Source organism: Brucella ciceri (genome assembly GCF_041930145.1).
GTDB classification, from domain to species: Bacteria; Pseudomonadota; Alphaproteobacteria; order Rhizobiales; family Rhizobiaceae; genus Brucella; species Brucella intermedia.
The window spans coordinates 353,964-371,971 of record NZ_JBHEEV010000003.1 but is presented as its reverse complement, the minus strand read 5'-3'; the positions used below and the strand labels follow the sequence as shown (position 1 = coordinate 371,971).

The window sequence follows — 18,008 nt, the reverse complement described above, 5'->3', positions numbered from 1 at the left end:
CCTCAGGCGTTGGCGGCCTTGACGGCTGCTGTTACCGATGCCTTGTCGGCCTTGGTGCCCAGAAGCTGCTCGACGATCTCTGCCGTGGTTTCCTCGGCAATGTTGCCGACGTCGTTCATGGCCTTGGCCTTGATCGCGGCGATGCGTTCTTCGGCTTCCTTGAGCTTGCCTTCGAGGGCTGCTTCGGCGGAAGCGCGTTCTGCGTCGGCTTCGCCCTTGCCCTTTTCGCGTGCGGCTTCTGCAATCGAAGCAGCCTTGGTGCGGGCCTGGGCCAGTTCCTGCTCATAGGCAGCGATAGCGTTGTCGGCATCCTGCTTGAGGCGGGCTGCCTGCTCGAGATCCTGAGCGATGCGGTCGCGACGGGTTTCGATCACGCCGCCGATGCGCGGCAGAACCACGCGCGACATGAACAGATAGAAAAGCCCGAAGGTGATCGCCAGCCACAGGAGCTGCGAAGCGTAATGGGTGGAATCAAACGGCGGGAATACGCCGCTGCCGTGTCCGGCATCGTGAGCGACCCCGGTTTCGGTGTGCACAGCATCGGCTGCGCCGTGCTCGCCAGCAGCAGGTGCCGGTTGCGATTCGGTGGCGGTTTGGGCAAACGCCGTGGACACGAACATCCAGATTTCCCCTTTAATCCAGCACGATCCGATCCCGATGGAGAAAGACCATGCCTTACTCAGACGACATATGCAAAGGCCAGCCGCGCCTGCATCTTCCAGCGGAACACGACCTCAAGGACCATGTTCCAAAAGCTGCTTCGCGGCCAGCCCGTTTCTTGCGACCGTTGATTAGACGGCGAAGAGGAGCAGAAGCGCGATGAGCAGCGAGAAGATGCCCAGAGCTTCCGTAACGGCGAAACCGAACACCAGACGGCCGAACTGGCTGTCAGCAGCGGACGGGTTGCGCAGAGCGCCGGAGAGGTAGTTGCCGAAGATATTGCCGAGGCCGAGAGCCGTACCGGCCATACCGAAACAGGCGAGACCGGCGCCGATGTACTTTGCTGCTTCCGCTTCCATGTTAAGCTCCTTCTGGATTGAATATAAGCGCGGATTTCAGTTCTGGCGGTCGCCCGCCGGCTTGAACTCAGTGTCCCGGATGTACAGCGTCGTTGATGTACATGCAGGTGAGAACGGTAAACACGTAGGCCTGCAGGAAGGCTACGAGGAATTCGAGTGCGGTGATCGCAACCGTCATGATCAGCGGCAGGACAGCGCCGCCGATGCCGATCGGGCCGAGGGCTGCCAGCGAGACGACGAAGCCCGCAAAAACCTTGAGCGTGATGTGACCGGCAAGCATGTTCGCAAAGAGACGAACCGAGAGGCTGATCGGACGCGACAGGAACGAGATGATTTCAATGGCGACAACCAGCGGCACGATGATGCCGGGAACGCCGCTCGGCACGAACAGCTTGAGGAAGCCGAAGCCGTGCTTGAAGAAACCGTAGATGATGACCGTTCCGATGACCAGAACGGCAAGGGCGAAGGTCACGATGATCTGGCTCGTAACCGTATAGAAATACGGGAAGAGACCGAGAAAGTTTGCGACCAGAACGAACATGAACAACGAGAAGACGAAGGGGAAGAACTTCATGCCCTTCGATCCTGCTGAATCCCGCAGGCTGGTGGCCACGAATTCGTAGGCCATTTCCGAAACCGACTGAAGACGGGTCGGGATCAGGCCACGGCCCGAAGACGTCAGATAAAGAAAGCCCGAAGCGACCACGACGGTTGCGACCATGAAGGCCGAAACGTTCGTGAACGACAGGTCAACACCGCCTACGTCGATGGGAATCCACCGGGAAACCTGGAACTGATGGATCGGATCGTTCGCCACCTTAACCTCGTCTGTCTTCCCTGCCCGAAGGCAATTTGGCCTGCCCGAAGGCACTTCGCTTGCCCGAAGGCAACGTTGCTTGCCCAAGGGCGTTTCAGTCTCGGACCAGAAGGCCCACTTGTTCACTCACACTTGAACGAACTTTACCGTGAAGCCCGTCAAGCCCTATTTCTTGTCGTTCTTTTCCGCGCTAGATTTGAGGTTGCCCTGTTCGGCAACATATCCAGCGGAACGAAGCACGTTGAGGACGCCCGCACCGAAGCCCAGAAGGAGAAATACGATCAATCCCCAGGGCGACGTACCGGCGACACGATCGATGAACCAGCCTATCAGCGCACCGACCAGAACCCCTGCGATGAACTCGCTGGAAATCTTCATGGCCTGCGCAACCGAACTTGCAGTCGCCGATCGCTCATCCTCGGAAGCCGGCTGCTTGAACACACCTTTTTTGGCCAGTTCGGCCTCCAGGCGATTCAGGCGCTGATCCAGCTCCCCGGAACCGGGCTCATTCCTCGCATTCTTGATCGCACCGGATGGCTTTCCGGGTTCAGTCCCGCGCGCCATTGGCAGCTCCTTTTTTCAAGAAATACGAGGATTTCAATCCCATTTCCAAGTTGCGCGCAACATATTGACACGCCGTCCGCTAGTCAAGGCGGTGCAGGCATTGGTCCAGAAGGTTTTTTATCCAGTAATCTCAATTACTTAGATATTGGTGCGACTCATTTTCCGACCAAAGAACCAGATTGGCCACATTATTGGCCAAAAAAACGGAATCGATTTTGGAGGATCGCGCCATATTCGGGTCCGCTCCAAAGCCGGTTATATGCGCCTGTTCGGGCTTTTAGTCCGCTAACAAAAACGTGAGTTTGAACGCGCCGATCCCGTTACTGCCGCAGACAGGATACTCAGCTCCACCCGCCGCCATAGGTCCGATAGAAAACGTGAAGGCCGATCTTGGTGACCTTCTTCATGGTCGGCGCCCAGAACGGACGAACATAGGTCGCGTGATAATGGGTGGCGGAGCCGACTTCCGGCAGCCATATCTGACCGGCGGAGACAGTCTTTGCCACCTGCTGGGCCATGCGCCATTGCGGCATTTCGGTTACGCGGTGTTTCTGGCCGTCGCAGGCAAACGAAAACTGGCAGGCATTGAGCCAGTCGCGGTTCTGGTACACCACGCCGCAGATCGTTCCCGGATAGGCGGGATTGCGCACGCGGTTGAGGACGACCTGGGCGACCGCGACCTGTCCCTTCACCGTTTCGCCCCGGGCTTCATAATAGACGGCTTCGGCAAGGCACTTCTGTTCGCTCTTGCTGAACGCTGACGGCGGCAGCGGCGTCGCGGCCCATTCATGATCCTGTTCGCTGATAGGCGGCACGAAGCGCCCTTCGTCCGGCTGCGGCTTCAGGATGCTTTCGAAAGGCGATGTCTTGCCGTAGTCCGGCGTCGCAGGCGCATAACCAAGGGCCAGCACATCCGGCTGGTCATTGGTAATGAGCTTGGCAAGCTGGGTCGGCATTTCGGCGCGCGGCTTCGGCGGCTGGACCGCATGGAACGCCATGGTGATGGCGACTTCCTTGCCTTCCAGCTTGCTGGAGAAAGCCATTTTCGCGTCCGTCTTTTCAGGCGGACGCGTGATCATGCTGATCTTTTCAAACATGCTGCCGGCTGTGAAGGCCTTGGCCGGCGCCTTGGGCTTTACAGAGACGAGACGGCCCGTCTTGTCGGCGCGATGGATGCGGTTTTCATCGGGGTTCGGATCGTCCGGGCCGAGCTTTGCCGTCTTGCGCCCGCCCGACAGCGCAACGCGGCCTATGCCCGGCACCTCGATGCCGTTGTTGGCGATGCTGCCCGTCACGGTCGTTGCATCTACGAAGGGCATTTCGGCCTGATGGACGGAGCCGACCGGCGCCTTGGCGACGAAGGCAGTCCAGCGGTGCGTTCCCATGTCGGCCGACGGCACGAGGCTTGCCATGTCCTGAAAGGCAATCGCATTGGAATTGAAGAGATAGGTAATGGCAGCCAGGACCAGCGGCACCATACGGTGCGGTTTATGGACTGTCTGGCGAGGCTTTGCGCGGACGGCGTAATAGCGCCCCTCTTCCGGGCAATAGCCCGTGACAGGGTAATGCCACACCGGCTCGGCAACGGCCTTCCTTCGACCAAACAGCGCTCGTAAAGATACAAGACGCACCGCACACTCCACTCACACTGACTGAACCATGCCGGTGATAACGGAGTATTAACCTTGTCCTGTGGGTTGGGGACACGCTTGCAGCTCTGGCGAATACAGTCATTATCAGCAGCGCGTTAACCATGAACGAATATGGTTAATGCGGGGTTTAAGCGAATTCCGCTTTACAGATTGCGGAAAGCTACGGTGAGGAGGTGCATCATGGATAAGGTCACGGGCGGCTGCCTGTGCGGCAATGTACGCTTCGAAGCGGCGGGACAGCCGTACCGGGTCGGCGTCTGCCATTGCCTCGATTGTCGCAAGCATCATGGCGCGCTGTTTCATGCCTCGGCGATATTTCCCGAGACTGCGGTTACGGTCGAGGGAGAAACCGGCGACTATGCGGGACGGCATTTTTGCCCGCGCTGCGGGTCGTCCGTTTTCGGCCACAGCGGCGATGAGATCGAAATCAACCTCGGTTCGCTCGATGCGCCGGATCAGTTCAAGCCGACCTATGAACTCTGGACCATCCGCCGCGAAAGCTGGCTGCCGCCTTTCCCAGACATGCATGGCTATGAACGCGACCGCGATGGGTCGAGCCGGTTCGAGGAGGGAATTTATGGAGACGCTTGAAAATCGGAATTATCGCGCTGGCTTTTTTCTGAGGGGAATGATGAACACACGCTTTTCGCCTGCCTGTGCCGCAGTTCTGCTTGCTGTTGCGTTGGCTCTTCCGGCAGGGAGTGCCTTTGCCAGATCCGCCTGCGCTGGCGTGACGACCACGCTCACCAAACAGCAGAAAACAGACTACAGGTCGCTCATCGCACAAAGTCTCGGCAAGAAAGTCAAACCGGCTTCCATCAACATCGAGAGCTTCATGCAATATGACAACTGGTCTGTCGTCTATGCGGATGTTCCGGTCGCTGATCCCGGCTATTTCTTCTTCGATCTTTCCGGCAAGTCGCCCAAACTGAAGGACGTCTGGGGCGGGATGGCTGAAAGAGACGAGATGCCCGATCTGGTCAAATGGGCTGAAAAGCTCGGCGCCAACAAGGAAATTGCTGCCTGTTTTGCCGATACGGCAACTGCTCCTTGAGTTATGCAATGACTTCACAGACCATGTTCGACTTGTGAAAGCCCCAATCATCTGTGAAAAGCGGGCAGATACTGACCTGTTCAAAGCGAGCACCATGTTCAAGAAAACTCTCTTCGCCGTGGTGCTCATCGCCATCGCATTATTCGGCTATACGAAGGTCATGGCCAGGATAAGCCTGGCCGAACCTCCGCTTGCCGCACCGTCCGAACAACAGGCCGATGCGATCAGGGTTGAAAAGGCTAACCGCCAGATGACGCTGTTGCGCAACGGCAGAACAATCGGCACCTATCGCATATCGCTCGGCAGCAACGGCGATGGCGGTCACAAACAGCGCGAAGGCGATGAAAAGACGCCGGAAGGGCATTACGTCATCGACTGGCGCAACCCGCGCTCAATGGCGCATCTGAGCCTGCATATTTCCTATCCCAACGAAAACGACAAACAGGCCGCAGCGGCTGCCGGTCATGCACCGGGTGGCAATATCATGATCCACGGCCTGCCGAATGGCTGGGGCTGGCTGGCATCGGCACACCGGCTCTGGGACTGGACCGATGGCTGCATTGCCGTCACCGATGCGGAAATGCGTGACATATGGGCAAGAGTTCCGACCGGAACGCCGATAGAAATTCTGCCCTGACGGCCAGTGACCCATCGCTAGCCTTCCAGACTGCCTCTAGCATTTCCTGTTTTCACTGAATCACTGGAAATGCTCTATCGTTTCTCTTTACGCATGTCTCCCCGAACCGGTTCGCATTTTCGGGAGACATACTCTAGCTCTTCACAGACCAGCGTTCGATATCCGTGCTCTGCCCGATCAGTGCGAGGCCGTTGGCAATGGAATCGAACTGGTTGGAGCTTGTCACCTCGGCATCGGGAAAGCGGCTTTCAAACACGGTGCGGATGACCGGCACGAACGACGTGCCGCCAGTGAGGAAAACCCGGTCGATAGACGAGGTTTCCAGCTCCGCTTTTTCGACCGCCTGCTGCACCGAGTTTTCGATCTGGCGCACATCGTCCGCGATCCAGTTTTCGAAATCATTGCGGGTAATGTCGGAACGGATTTCAAAATCATCCGCCTTGAAGTGCAGTTCCGACATGCGCTGCGATGAAAGCCGCACTTTCAGGTCCGATACGGCGCGATAGATTTCGTAGCCATAATCGTTCTCGATCAGGTTGATGAAATGTTCGAGCGGCTTGGGGTCAACCGCTTGCCGGGCCAGTTCGTCCAGATCGCGAATGGTGGCCGGAGAGTTCATCAGGAACAGCGTGTTCCAGCGGGCAAAATTTGCATAATAATGGTTCGGCACAGTCAGCCTCTTGCCGAAGGACTGATATTCCGTCCCTTTTCCAAGCAGCGGCGACACGGCATTGTCGATAATGCGGTAATCGAACGTGTCGCCGGCAATACCGACACCCGTCTGGCTGAGCGGCGTGAAACTCAGGCCTTGCCTGCCCACGTCGAACCGCACGATGGAAAAGTCGCTGGTGCCGCCACCAAAGTCGGCCACCAGAACGGTGGACGCGGCCGTCAGTTCCTGCGCATAAAAATAAGCGGCGGCGACAGGCTCATAGACATAATGAATGTCGGTGAAGCCGAATGCCCGGAACGCCTTTTCATAGCGCTGCATGGCCAGCGCTTCATCGGGCGAAGCGCCTGCAAAGATCACCGGCCTGCCGATGACCACGCGATTGCCCTTTGGCGGCAGGCGGTCGCCCAGCCGCGCGGCAACCGTTTCGAGGAAAGTGGTCAGAATATCCTCGAACTTGAAGCGCTTGCCGAAAACCGGCGTGTCGGTGAAGGATTTCGATGCCGCGAATGTCTTGAACGATTGCAGCATGCGCGTGGAGTGCGGCGCGTTGACGAATACGTCCATCGCCCATGGCCCACTTTCGACGGTGCGCTCGCCGGTTTCACGATCCTGCCAGAAGCAGAGAACCGAACGGTAGCCGGTAATATCAACCCCATCCTTCGGCACACTGAGAACCGCCGTCGTGCCATCGGCTGCGGCAACGGAAAGAACCGTGTTGGTCGTGCCAAAATCGATGCCCAATGTCACGCCGTCAAATGGGCTCTGGTCAGCCTTCGTCATCACTGCACCTTTTTTGGAGGAAATCGGGGAGCGGGCGGACTAACAGAGGAAAGCGTTTGGCTCAAGCCGATATAGAGTGCATCCCGAAAAGTGAGAACCGCCTACGCAGGGAAATCAGTCCACTGGACTGATTTCTGATCCTGCTTCGATCGGATAAGATGCGCGATAAAACAAACAGATAGAGCATCTCCAACGATTCATGAAAAACAGGAAATGCTCTAGATAAAAAAGCCCGGATCGCTCCGGGCTTTTTTTACTTCTTCTTTTTGGCGCGGCCTGCGAACGGATTGTCCGAGGTACGCAAGGAAAGCCTGATCGGCACGCCCGGCATGTCGAAGGTTTCGCGCAGGCCGTTGATGAGATAGCGCACATAGGATTGCGGCATCGCATCGGGGCGCGAGCAGGACACAACGAAGCCCGGCGGGCGGGTCTTTACCTGCGTCATATACTTGACCTTGAGGCGGCGGCCCGAAACTGCCGGCGGCGGCTGATGCGCGATGACGCCTGCCAGCCAGCGGTTGAGACGCCCGGTCGAAACACGGCGGTTCCAGATTTCGTGGGTCTTGACGACATTCTCCATGAGCTTGTCGATGCCCTGCCCGCGCTCGCCGGAAATCGGCACAGCACGCAGCCCACGCACCTGCGGTAGCAGGCGGGCCGTCTTTTCGTAAAGATCGGCCAGAACCATCTGGCGGTCTTCGATCAAATCCCATTTGTTGAATGCGATGATCGGCGCACGGCCCTCACGGATGATGAGATCGGCGATCTGCAAATCCTGCTTCTCGAACGGGATGGTCGCATCGAGCACGATGATCACCACTTCCGCAAAACGGATCGCGCGCAGGCCGTCGGCAACCGACAGCTTTTCAAGCTTTTCCTGCACGCGCGACTTGCGGCGCAGGCCAGCCGTATCGAACAGCTTGATTTTGCGGTCACGCCATTCCCAATCGACCGAGATCGAGTCACGCGTGATGCCTGCTTCCGGTCCGGTCAGCAGGCGGTCTTCGCCCAGCATGGTGTTGATGAGCGTGGACTTGCCGGCATTCGGACGTCCGACGATGGCGATGCGCATCGGCTTGGTCGCATCATAGGCCGGGATTTCTTCTTCATCCGGGTCTTCGATGTCGTCGCCGATCAGTTCACCGACAACCTTCGGCGTGAAAACCTCGTCCTCGGCTTCCTCTTCCTTCTCGTCGGCAAAGACGCGCTCCTCGCCCAAAAGCTCGACAATCGCGTCGCGCAGGTCGGGCATGCCCTGACCGTGCTCGGCGGAGATCGGGCATGGTTCGCCGAGGCCAAGCTGGAAAGCATCATACATGCCGGATTGCGCGCCGCGCGCTTCCGCCTTGTTGGCAACCAGCACGACCGGCTTGCCGGAACGGCGCACCACTTCGGCAAAGGTGCTGTCGGTCGGCGTCAGGCCGTTCTTGGCATCGATGACGAACAGAATAACGTCGGCTTCCTGAATGGCAGCCTCGGTCTGGGCGCGCATCCGCGCTTCCAGGCTGTCATTGGCAGCTTCTTCAAGACCCGCCGTATCGATAACCTGAAACTTCAGATCGTAGAGCTTGGCATCGTGGATGCGCCGGTCGCGCGTGACGCCCGGCAGGTCATCGACCAGCGCCAGCTTGCGGCCGACGAGGCGATTGAACAGCGTGGACTTGCCGACATTGGGACGCCCGACGATGGCGACTGTAAAACCCATGGAAGAAGATAACTCCAAAACTTGCGAATTTATGTGCTTTGCGCGTCAGGCACCTTGACGCCTGCGCTGCGCATCAGATCGAGCATCGTGTTGGACCGCTGGCGGATATTGGCCGGGGCCAGACTGTCATTGGCGATCTGCTGGAACAGCTTGACCGCATCGTCGAAACGTTCGGCCTTCCATGCGGCCAGGCCCAGGGCCTCCCGCGCGCTGGAGCGCATCGGATTGCCGTCAGCGGAAAGCGTTTCCACGCGCTTGGCCACGTCGTCATAGGAACCGCTGTCGACCAGCAGATAGCCGGCGCGCAGGCGCGCGACATCGCGCAGCGGCGCAGGCACGGCAGTGTCGGCGGCAACGTCGTCGAAAGCCTTCACGGCACCGGCGGCATCACCCTTGTCGGCGATGACCGATGCGGCGCGAAGACGCGCCAGCACCGGATAGGAGCCATAGCCGGCCTTTTCCAGATCGGCGAGTGCGGCGAGCGCCTCGTCGTTCTTGCCTTCCGAGGCGAGATCCAGCGCGGCCAGGAACTTGTCGCCGGAAGCGGAAGCCTTGCTGTCGGTCCAGTGCTGATAGCCGACCCAGCCAGCCGTCCCCAGAACGATGGCCACGGCGGCGCCGATCACCAGCGGACCGAAATTCCGCCAGACCTGCTTTGCCCGTTCCGAACGGATTTCCTCGTTTACCTCGCGAATGAAACTGTCGTCTGCCATGGACCTGCCACTAAAGCCAAATTGATGTTCGATATTTATGCGTTCTGGCGCTTTTAGTCGGAATTCGCGCCAGATGTAAGACCCGTATGCGAAATAAGCCAACACATGCGTTACAAAGTGCATTCCGGTCCGACAATCGCCTTATTCAAGAACTAGCCACAGAGTTTCCGGAACTGTTTCCCCTCCCCCTCGTTTAGTGGTCCATGCGCTTTCTATCCCCCCGCCCTTTTCTGTTTTCAGCCCTTGCTCTTTCCACCTGCGCCGCGCAGGCGGAGCCGGTGCCCGCAAAGCCGCAATATGTGCTGATCTCCTTCGACGGTGCCCATGACAATGCGCTGTGGACCCGCTCGCGCGAACTGGCGAAGAAGAACAACGCCCACTTCACCTATTTCCTGTCCTGCGTCTTCCTGATGACCAGACAGGACAGGCGCGATTACCAGCCGCCGCACAAGCGGGCGGGTTCGTCCAATGTCGGCTTTGCGCTCAGCCGCGATGAAGTCGTCGCGCGTCTTGGCAATATCTGGCAGGCGCATCTGGAGGGAAACGAGATTGCCAGCCATGGCTGCGGCCATTTCGACGGCACTGACTGGTCGACCGCCGACTGGGACAAGGAGATCAGGGAATTTCGCCGCATCACCGCCGACGCCTACAGGAATAACGGCATCGATGGCGAGCCGGAAGGCTGGCGCGACCTCGCGCTGAAGGGCATAAACGGCTTCCGCGCGCCCTATCTCGCTGCGTCGAAGCCGGTGCAGGACGCGCTCAAGGCAAACGGCTTTCGCTATCAGGCATCCTCCGTCACCCGCGGCCCGGAAGCGCCGATCATCGCCGGTCAGTTCGCTTCATTCGGATTGCCGCTTGTCCCGGAAGGCCCGTCGCAGCGTCCCATCGTGGCGATGGACTATAATCTCTATGTCCGCCACTCCAAGGGCAAGGAAGCGCCGCAGCAATCGACAGCTTTCGAGGAACGGGCCTACAAGGCGTTCCGGGCGGCGTTTGACAAGCAATATGCGGGCGAGCGCATTCCGCTTCAGCTCGGCTTTCATTTCGTGCTGATGAATGACGGCGCCTACTGGCGCGCCATGGAACGGCTGGTGACGGAAATCTGCACCAGGCCGGATGTCAAATGCACGACCTATCGCGATTATCTGGACAGTCTCGACAGGGAGACTGTCCACGCAGGCCAGAACAGGTCCTAACCTCAGGCCGAAGGCACTGTTTCCAGATCTCCGCGATCCGCCGATGGCAACGGCTCGTCATGGATAGTCGCCTCGAAAGCCCTCAGTCGCTTGTAGATCGACAACAGCTCGATGATCGTCGTCCACGATTTGACGAGATACTGGAACGATTCCTGTACCTGCGAAAATACATTGATAATCTGGTTCATCAGGCCGAGCGTCAGCTTTCCAGCCACGATGGACGGTATGAGGATCAGGGTCGCGAAAATATTGTCGGCCTGTAGATAGAAAATGCGGGCAACGTTGAAATAGACATAGTGGAAATAGAGCCGGAAATAATTGTGCCGGACGTTGCGGAACAATTCGGCCATTGTGACTGGCCCGGCGCGATCGTCATGATCTTCACCATAGACGAGTTCCTTGCGGTAAGCCGCTTCCACGCGCTGGTTGTTGAACTCCAGTCCCGGCAGCTTGATGCCGACCAGCGCCAGCAGACCGGTCCCGAAGGCAGCCCAGAAAACAGCCGCCCATACAAGCGCATGCGGTATTGTGCCGACAACCGGCAACTCGGTGATTTTCTCGGAAAAGCTGAACAGGACCGGCAGAAAGGCGATCAGCGTCAAAATAGCTTTCACCAGATTGACACCGAGCTGTTCCAGCGTCGTTGAAAAGCGCATCGTATCTTCCTGCACACGCTGTGCAGCGCCTTCGATGGAACGCAGTTTCGGCCAGTACCTGACGTAATAGTCATTCATCGCCGTGCGCCATCGGAAGATATAATGGCTGACGAAGAAGAGGCTCAGAACGCTGACCGTAACGCCAATAAAGGCAATCTTGGCAAACGTGACCAGCCCCCAGTAGAAATCGGCCGCGCTGACGGCGCCGGGTGTTGTCAGCGCCTTCTGTATCATGTCGTAGAACGGCCCATACCAGGCATTGACCGCCACGCTGACCTGCACGCCGAAATAGGTGGTGAACAGGATCAGCGCCGACCCGAGTATCGACCAGCGCTGCCAGGGATGCGGCGAAAACCACGCCCAGAACAGATAGAAGGCGAATATCATCACCGCGAAATAGATATAGAACCAGAGAAACGGCGCCGACCAGAAGATGCTTGCGCCGATAATCGGCGCGGCGTCGGGCGCCAGCGGCGGCAGGCCGAACACTGCGCCCAGCCGTTCTCCTCCCTCGTACCAGCCGATTATCGCCAGCAGGCACCAGATTACGACGGACCAGAAGAACAGTTTCGGACGGGGGAAAAACGACACAAACACCGGGTTACATCCAACTCCTGAGGAATTATCCTCATAAGAAGCCGGTCCTTGTGCGTTTACCAGTTAAATTCCTGTAAGGTTTTCAACCCGCTGTCCGGGCGGCGCGTCCCGCCACGATGCCAAGCACCGCGACGACCACCAGCGAGAGCGCCGCGGCCAGACTTGCCGACGTGAACGAACCGGAGCGCTGCGCCATGAAGCCTGCCACCAGCGGGCCGACGATCTGGCCGATGCTGAAGCAGACGGTCATCCGCGCCAGAGCGCGTTTCGGTGAAGACGGTGCGAGCGTGCGGGCAATCTGCAATCCAAACGCCGTCAATGCCATGAAGGTCATGCCCAGAAGCGCACCGCCCACCAATGGACCGAGTGGCGGCGCCAGAACCACGCTGGCCGCGACGCCCACCGCCTCAAGGGTGGCCGTCAGGGCAAATGCGTTGAAGAGGCCGAATTTACGGGCTGCGGGAGCCCACAGCCAGATGGAGGGCGCTGCCATCAGGCCGGTCACCACCCACACAGCCGCTTCCATCAGCGGACCGCCATCGGTCGCGCGCACGATTGCAATGAGGAATGTGGCCGTGATCACATAACCGAAGCCGAAGATGCCATAGGCCAATGCCAGCGCATTGAAGGCGAGGCTTTTGGGAAGCGGCGGTTCGCGCGTGCCGCTGTTTCCGCCGACCGGACCTTCCCGGACGAAAGCTGCGACCAGAACGGCCATCACAATGGTGAGAATGGCAGCGCCGATCCAGTCGGCCCGCCAGTCGAGCCCGGCAAGGCGGATCAGCGCCACCAGAACGGCAGAAAGCGCAATGCCACTGCCGACGCCGCCGAAATGCAGGGCTCCAAGCCCGGCCCTTTCCGCCGCCGTGACATGACTGAGCACGATTGCCGTGCACAGGATCATCGTCACCGCGCTTATGAAACCGGCCGCAAAGCGGATGATGGAAAACAGCCAGACGCCGTCAAAAAGCGCCATGGCGGCGCAGAGCAAACCGCTGATTATCAGGCCCGCGATCACGCTTGCCCGTTCAATGCCCGCAGACCAGCCATAACCGGCCACGACCGCCCCCAGCAGGTAGCCGATATAGTTTGCCGATGCGATGAACCCCGCATCGGCGGCAGTGAAGCCGATATCGGCCATCATCCCGGGCAGGATCGGCGTATAGATGAAACGCCCGATCCCCATGGCGGCAGCCATGGCAAGAAACCCGCCGAAAGCATAGCGAACGGCGGTGCGATGGTGTGAAGATGCGGGCTTGGTCATTTGCAGGGAGGTCTCGGTCATTGGCGGCAAAATAAGCTTCATTCATCCAGGGACAATTGAATTTTTCTGATCGGATCGATCACACGGATTGACGCTGAAGCCGCTCCCGATCTCCGAAACCCGACGACAGAGTTGGATTTGAACTCTGCCGGAGCAGAACTACAATAGATCTATTGCACTCTCTTGATGGAGGATCAGGATGAACAGGTCGAAATTCTGTCTTTGGGCGACCTTGACGTTCGCCACCGCGGGAGCCGTTCAGGCACAGGAACTGAAGACCATGGATGATGTGGGCAGCGCGCTGAACGCATGCTGGACCGCGCCTGCGGGCAGCAAGAATTCAGCCGTGACCCTCAGCTTCAGCTTCAAGCGCAATGGCAGCCTGATGGGGCCGCCCCGCCCCAGTGCGATCAACGTTCAGGGGGATGACAAGGCGAAAAAGGCATTCGTGAACGCTGCTATCGACGCGGTTGAAAAATGCACGCCGCTGAAACTTGCGCCCTCGCTCGCAGAGGGTATCGGCGGGAATGTCTTCACGATGCAGTTTCATTCGGCGGATTGATCGATGCCAGACAAGGCGGTTGCCAGGCGTCTGCTGGAAGATCACGTCGCACCATACGATGATCCCATCGCCTTCACACGAGGCCAGACGGTATCCCTGACCGGAAAGGCCGCAATCTGGGACGGCTACCGGTGGCTGTGGGCCGTGGGAGCGGATGGTCGCGCGGGGTGGATTCCCGATAACAGCATCATGGTCAAGGATGATACGGTCATCACTCTGCGCGACTACTCGGCGATGGAACTGACCTGCAACAAAGGGACCATCCTCCACGTCATCGAAGAAACGCATGGATGGGCATGGTGCAGTGCGTCCTATGGATTCTTCGGTTGGGTGCCGGCGAACAAACTTGCCTGACATTCCCCCCGTTTTGAGCGAGCGAAAAGTTTCTCTTGCGAATCACATAAGTGCGTGCTTATGTGACGGCATGAATGAGAGCGATATATTCAACGATGTTTTCAGGGCGCTTGCCGATCCGACCCGCCGGATGATCTTCGAGAAGCTGGCATCCGGCAGCATGAATGCCAGCGCGTTGCGGGAAGGGATGGAGATCAGCCAGCCCGCCATGTCGCAGCATCTGGCGGTGTTGCGCGGCGCGGGACTGGTGCGTGAGGAACGTGAGGGGCGCTTCGTCAATTATGAAGTCGATCCGAACGGACTGACCCTCATCGCCAACTGGCTTGCCAAATACCGCGCCTACTGGCCGGAACGTATCGATGCTCTCAAAACCTTGCTGAAGGATATGGACCAATGACCGACCGGCAGGAAGAACACCGCGAAAAAGCGATAGAGCTGGAATATGAGCTGGATGCCGCGCCCCAGAAAGTCTGGCGCGCGATCAGCATTCCGGAATTTCGCGAAAGCTGGCTTCCATCCGAGGCACTGGCCGACCCGGAACCTGCGTCCTGCAAGCCCGGCGAGGAGATCAGCTACCGGATGCGGGAAAGCGAGCCGCCCTTTCTGGAAAGCATGGTGACGTTCCGCATCGTGCCGGGCATTTCCGGCGGCACCTGTCTGCGCGTCATCCACGAATTGAACGACGCGCGGGTGAAACATGCCGCACCGGTTGCCGCCAACAGCAACCGGATGCCGGTCATGCGCGCAGCCTGAAGCACCCACATCCTGATTTTGGAAGAGAGGAGTTCGCCATGCGCGAAACGATGCAACTCGTCCCTATGGTCGTCGAACAGTCGAGCCGCGGCGAAAGGTCGTTCGATATCTATTCGCGCCTGCTGCGCGAGCGGATCATCTTTCTCAATGGCGAAGTGAACGACACCGTATCCGCGCTGATCTGCGCGCAATTGCTGTTTCTGGAAGCCGAAAATTCCAAGCAGCCGATCAATCTCTATATCAACTCGCCGGGCGGCGTCGTGACCAGCGGCCTCGCGATCTATGACACGATGCGCTATGTCCGCGCGCCGGTGCACACGCTCTGCATGGGCACGGCCCGTTCCATGGGTTCCTTCCTGCTGATGGCGGGGGAGCCCGGCCATCGCGCCGCCCTTCCCAATGCGAACCTGCTTGTTCACCAGCCTTCGGGCGGCTTTCAGGGGCAGGCATCGGACATTTTCATCCATGCCGAGGAAGCCCAGCGAACCAAGCGGCTGATGACGCGTCTTTACGCCGAACATTGCGGCCGCACCTATGAAGAGGTGGAACGCGCGCTTGACCGCGATAATTTCATGACTGCGGAAGCGGGTCTCGAATGGGGATTGATCGACCGCATTCTGGAACGGCGGGAAGTTGCGGCGGCCTGAGAAGCAGGGCCTTCTGTCGCCAGCAGCGTTGTATATGTCCGCCGGGAACAGTATCAACACCGGATGGATAGAAATCACGCAGCAATCCCCGAAGAAGCGGCAAAGGCCCTGATCGTCCTGCAGGAATGCCTGGGCTCATCCTTGCAGGCCGTATATCTGCATGGCTCCGCCGTGAATGGCGGCCTTCGCCCCAACAGCGACGTCGACCTGCTGGCAGTCTGCGACCGGAATCCGGCACCTGAAACCAGCGCGCTTCTCGTTGACCGGCTGATGCAGATATCGGGCCGGCACCCGGTCGCCCCGGGAATGCCCCGATGCCTGGAGGTGATGATCTTTCTGCGGCAGGACCTCGCCGCTTCTCGCTATCCTGCGCGGTGCGCCTTCATCTATGGAGAATGGCTGCGTGACGAATTCGAGGCCGGGATCGTGCCGCAGGCCCATACCGACCCCGAATATACACTGGTGCTCGCGCAAGCCGGCCAAGAAGCAATAAGCCTTGTCGGCCCCACGCGTGAGCATCTTCTGCCATCCGTGCCGCATGGAGATGTGCGACGGGCGATTGCCGATGCCCTGCCCGCCCTTATCGGCAACCTTGCAGGCGACGAGCGCAATGTCCTGCTGACGCTGGCGCGGATGTGGTACACGCTCGAAACCGGAACATTCGCGCCGAAGGACGCCGCCGCCGAATGGGCGCTGCCGCTTGTTTCCTCCGAAACCGCCGCAGCCCTTGCGCTCGCGCAGGCGGCCTATCGGGGCGCGGCTGTTGACGACTGGCAAAGCCATCCCCTGCTCGCAGGGCAGGCGGCTGACGAACTGGCACATCAGGTGCGGCTGCTTTTCTGAAAATCTTCAGGCCGCGGCCTCATCCTTCTGCCGCTGCGCAGGCACCGGAACGCTGTCGGGAATATCCGAATGCAGGAAGTGCAGAAGCGTGTCCTGAACCGACGACAGCCGGTGCGCGCAATCGCGCCAGCCAAACGGAATATCCTTCGGCATGGACGGAATCCGGCGCGGCTCCTGCCCTTCCTCCAGTTCGCAATTGGCAATGACTACCTGCAAGGCTTCCATCAACCAAGGCGGCGGCGGCGCCTCCTTCTTGCGCAGCGCATTGCCCAGCGCTTCACCGAACAGCAGCGCCGATGCGTAAAGACGGATGCCGCGCCGATCATAGCGGCCCGCCATTTCCGTGACCTCGCGCGCCACCAGCCGCCCGCGCAGCGACCAGCGCGCATTGCTGCGGGCCAGTGCGATGCCATCGCCCAATGCGATCACCGCCCGGTGGGCCGAGGTAAACTGGTTGATCGCACTTTGCGCCCGCACCGGGTCCTGCTTTTCCAGCGCCACGGCCGATTGTTTCAGGCCCTTTGCCAGCCGGTCGAGCAGGCCGCGAGCGGCCTTGTCGATGAGAAGCAACGGGCTCGGTGTCATCAAGATCTGACTGAACAGCAAGCCCACGCCCGCACCGACCAGAACATCGACCAGTCGCGTCACGCCTGCGACCTGCGGCCCCATGGCGAGAACCAGAATCGCCGAAACGCCCGACTGGATGGCGATTGCAGGCGCCATGCCGAAAGAGGTTGCCAGCACCATGGCAACGAAAGTCACGATGCTGGTGTGGAATACCGGAACGGTTTCGGGCAGAAGCAGCGAAAGCTCCCCGACCAGCACGCCCGTCGTGACGCCGACGACCACGCCGATCGCCTGCTTGCCGTGGTTGGGCAGGTTCGGCGCCAGACAGATCACCGCCGTCACCATGGCGAAAACGGGTTTCGGCTGGTCCAGAAGCAGCTGGCAGATCAGCCATGCGACGCCGCCTGCAAAGGAAGCGATCAGGGAATCGCGCCAGCTCGCAGACCATTGCTGAACGACCTTCTTCGCGCGCTGCCGCATCGATTTCTCCATCTGCTTACCGGCAGCTATCTATGGCAGCATTTTCCCGCCTCAAGGCTTGAAGAAGTTTTCGTACTGGTCCGGCTTGAAACCGACCGTCAGCTCTCCATCCCTGTCGAGAACCGGGCGCTTGACCATGGAAGGCTGCGCCAGCATCAGTGCCCGCGCCCTGCCCGCGTCAACGTTCTGGCGTTCTTCCTCCGGCAGTTTGCGAAACGTCGTTCCGGCGCGGTTGAGCAGCTGCTCCCACGGAACGCTTTTCAGAAAGCGGTCGAGCGTTTCGCCGTCCAGCCCATCCTTCTTGTAATCGTGGAACGCGTAGTCGATGCCATGGTCTTCAAGCCAGGTGCGCGCCTTCTTCATGGTGTCGCAGTTCTTGATACCGTAGATGGTCACGCTCATATCCGACTCCTTTGATCGCTTAGAGCGTGATGTTTTCAGGTTGAACCATTATCCCGCTCCAAACTTTTTG

General features: G+C 59.2%; 22 protein-coding genes. 10 read left to right on the top strand and 12 right to left on the bottom strand.

The window, feature by feature from the left end:
• Window positions 1-2 precede the first annotated feature (2 nt).
• The 5 genes from JNC63_RS08090 to JNC63_RS08070 form a co-directional block, all read right to left on the bottom strand.
• Entirely contained in the window at window positions 3-620 is a 618-nt protein-coding gene (locus JNC63_RS08090) for a F0F1 ATP synthase subunit B (RefSeq protein WP_006472927.1), read from the bottom strand.
• A gap of 171 nt (window positions 621-791) precedes the next feature.
• The gene (locus tag JNC63_RS08085; RefSeq protein WP_006466154.1) at window positions 792-1,019 is read right to left on the bottom strand and encodes a F0F1 ATP synthase subunit C; all 228 of its coding nucleotides are present in this window, start codon (window positions 1,017-1,019) and stop codon (window positions 792-794) included.
• Between the two features lie 67 nt (window positions 1,020-1,086).
• Entirely contained in the window at window positions 1,087-1,836 is a 750-nt protein-coding gene (locus JNC63_RS08080) for a F0F1 ATP synthase subunit A (protein WP_006472926.1), read from the bottom strand.
• Between the two features lie 165 nt (window positions 1,837-2,001).
• Entirely contained in the window at window positions 2,002-2,400 is a 399-nt protein-coding gene (locus JNC63_RS08075; protein WP_022567542.1) for an AtpZ/AtpI family protein, read from the bottom strand.
• A gap of 341 nt (window positions 2,401-2,741) precedes the next feature.
• Window positions 2,742-4,031 (bottom strand): cell wall hydrolase, encoded by a 1,290-nt coding sequence (locus JNC63_RS08070; protein ID WP_006472924.1) that lies wholly within the window; start codon window positions 4,029-4,031, stop codon window positions 2,742-2,744.
• 201 nt (window positions 4,032-4,232) lie between these two features.
• On the opposite strand from JNC63_RS08070, the gene JNC63_RS08065 reads away from it, so the two are divergent.
• From JNC63_RS08065 to JNC63_RS08055, 3 genes are all read left to right on the top strand, one after another.
• Entirely contained in the window at window positions 4,233-4,643 is a 411-nt protein-coding gene (locus tag JNC63_RS08065; RefSeq protein ID WP_022567543.1) for a GFA family protein, read from the top strand.
• A 40-nt stretch (window positions 4,644-4,683) separates the two neighbouring features.
• The gene (locus JNC63_RS08060) at window positions 4,684-5,106 is read left to right on the top strand and encodes a hypothetical protein (RefSeq protein ID WP_042744024.1); all 423 of its coding nucleotides are present in this window, start codon (window positions 4,684-4,686) and stop codon (window positions 5,104-5,106) included.
• A gap of 94 nt (window positions 5,107-5,200) precedes the next feature.
• A complete protein-coding gene (locus tag JNC63_RS08055; RefSeq protein ID WP_022567545.1) occupies window positions 5,201-5,743 on the top strand; it encodes a L,D-transpeptidase family protein in 543 nt (180 codons plus the stop codon).
• Between the two features lie 133 nt (window positions 5,744-5,876).
• Here JNC63_RS08055 and JNC63_RS08050 read toward each other — a convergent pair whose 3' ends face one another.
• The 3 genes from JNC63_RS08050 to JNC63_RS08040 all read right to left on the bottom strand — a co-directional run bounded on the left by JNC63_RS08050 (window position 5,877) and on the right by JNC63_RS08040 (window position 9,614).
• On the bottom strand, window positions 5,877-7,196 hold the full coding sequence (locus JNC63_RS08050; protein WP_063881929.1) for an Hsp70 family protein: 1,320 nt from the start codon (window positions 7,194-7,196) through the stop codon (window positions 5,877-5,879).
• A gap of 253 nt (window positions 7,197-7,449) precedes the next feature.
• A complete protein-coding gene (gene der / locus JNC63_RS08045; protein WP_021586174.1) occupies window positions 7,450-8,901 on the bottom strand; it encodes a ribosome biogenesis GTPase Der in 1,452 nt (483 codons plus the stop codon).
• Between the two features lie 29 nt (window positions 8,902-8,930).
• Entirely contained in the window at window positions 8,931-9,614 is a 684-nt protein-coding gene (locus JNC63_RS08040; protein ID WP_022570227.1) for a tetratricopeptide repeat protein, read from the bottom strand.
• A gap of 203 nt (window positions 9,615-9,817) precedes the next feature.
• Between JNC63_RS08040 and JNC63_RS08035 the strand changes: the two genes are divergently transcribed.
• Entirely contained in the window at window positions 9,818-10,813 is a 996-nt protein-coding gene (locus JNC63_RS08035; RefSeq protein ID WP_063881926.1) for a polysaccharide deacetylase family protein, read from the top strand.
• A gap of 2 nt (window positions 10,814-10,815) precedes the next feature.
• Here the strand turns inward: JNC63_RS08035 and sbmA are convergent, their stop codons facing one another.
• Window positions 10,816-12,066 (bottom strand): peptide antibiotic transporter SbmA, encoded by a 1,251-nt coding sequence (gene sbmA / locus JNC63_RS08030; protein ID WP_022570229.1) that lies wholly within the window; start codon window positions 12,064-12,066, stop codon window positions 10,816-10,818.
• Window positions 12,067-12,148: 82 nt separating this feature from the next.
• A complete protein-coding gene (locus JNC63_RS08025) occupies window positions 12,149-13,330 on the bottom strand; it encodes a YbfB/YjiJ family MFS transporter (RefSeq protein ID WP_006472918.1) in 1,182 nt (393 codons plus the stop codon).
• A 199-nt stretch (window positions 13,331-13,529) separates the two neighbouring features.
• On the opposite strand from JNC63_RS08025, the gene tolA reads away from it, so the two are divergent.
• The 6 genes from tolA to ant(9)-Ic all read left to right on the top strand — a co-directional run bounded on the left by tolA (window position 13,530) and on the right by ant(9)-Ic (window position 16,489).
• On the top strand, window positions 13,530-13,892 hold the full coding sequence (tolA, locus tag JNC63_RS08020; RefSeq protein ID WP_021586178.1) for a cell envelope integrity protein TolA: 363 nt from the start codon (window positions 13,530-13,532) through the stop codon (window positions 13,890-13,892).
• Between the two features lie 3 nt (window positions 13,893-13,895).
• Entirely contained in the window at window positions 13,896-14,246 is a 351-nt protein-coding gene (locus JNC63_RS08015) for an SH3 domain-containing protein (RefSeq protein ID WP_063881924.1), read from the top strand.
• A gap of 70 nt (window positions 14,247-14,316) precedes the next feature.
• Window positions 14,317-14,643, top strand: coding sequence for an ArsR/SmtB family transcription factor (locus JNC63_RS08010; RefSeq protein ID WP_063881922.1), 327 nt, complete (start codon window positions 14,317-14,319; stop codon window positions 14,641-14,643).
• The gene (locus JNC63_RS08005) at window positions 14,640-14,999 is read left to right on the top strand and encodes an SRPBCC family protein (RefSeq protein ID WP_063881920.1); all 360 of its coding nucleotides are present in this window, start codon (window positions 14,640-14,642) and stop codon (window positions 14,997-14,999) included. Before JNC63_RS08010 ends, JNC63_RS08005 begins: the two co-directional genes overlap by 4 nt.
• Before the next feature lie 38 nt (window positions 15,000-15,037).
• Window positions 15,038-15,646, top strand: a complete 609-nt coding sequence (locus JNC63_RS08000) for an ATP-dependent Clp protease proteolytic subunit (RefSeq protein ID WP_006472915.1) — start codon at window positions 15,038-15,040, stop codon at window positions 15,644-15,646.
• 63 nt (window positions 15,647-15,709) lie between these two features.
• Window positions 15,710-16,489, top strand: coding sequence for an aminoglycoside nucleotidyltransferase ANT(9)-Ic (ant(9)-Ic, locus tag JNC63_RS07995; protein ID WP_063881918.1), 780 nt, complete (start codon window positions 15,710-15,712; stop codon window positions 16,487-16,489).
• 6 nt (window positions 16,490-16,495) lie between these two features.
• On the opposite strand, the gene JNC63_RS07990 is transcribed toward ant(9)-Ic, so the two are convergent.
• Both JNC63_RS07990 and JNC63_RS07985 read right to left on the bottom strand, forming a co-directional pair.
• Entirely contained in the window at window positions 16,496-17,536 is a 1,041-nt protein-coding gene (locus tag JNC63_RS07990) for an FUSC family protein (protein WP_039852851.1), read from the bottom strand.
• A 51-nt stretch (window positions 17,537-17,587) separates the two neighbouring features.
• Window positions 17,588-17,938 (bottom strand): ArsC family reductase, encoded by a 351-nt coding sequence (locus JNC63_RS07985; protein WP_063881916.1) that lies wholly within the window; start codon window positions 17,936-17,938, stop codon window positions 17,588-17,590.
• Between the last annotated feature and the right edge of the window lie 70 nt (window positions 17,939-18,008).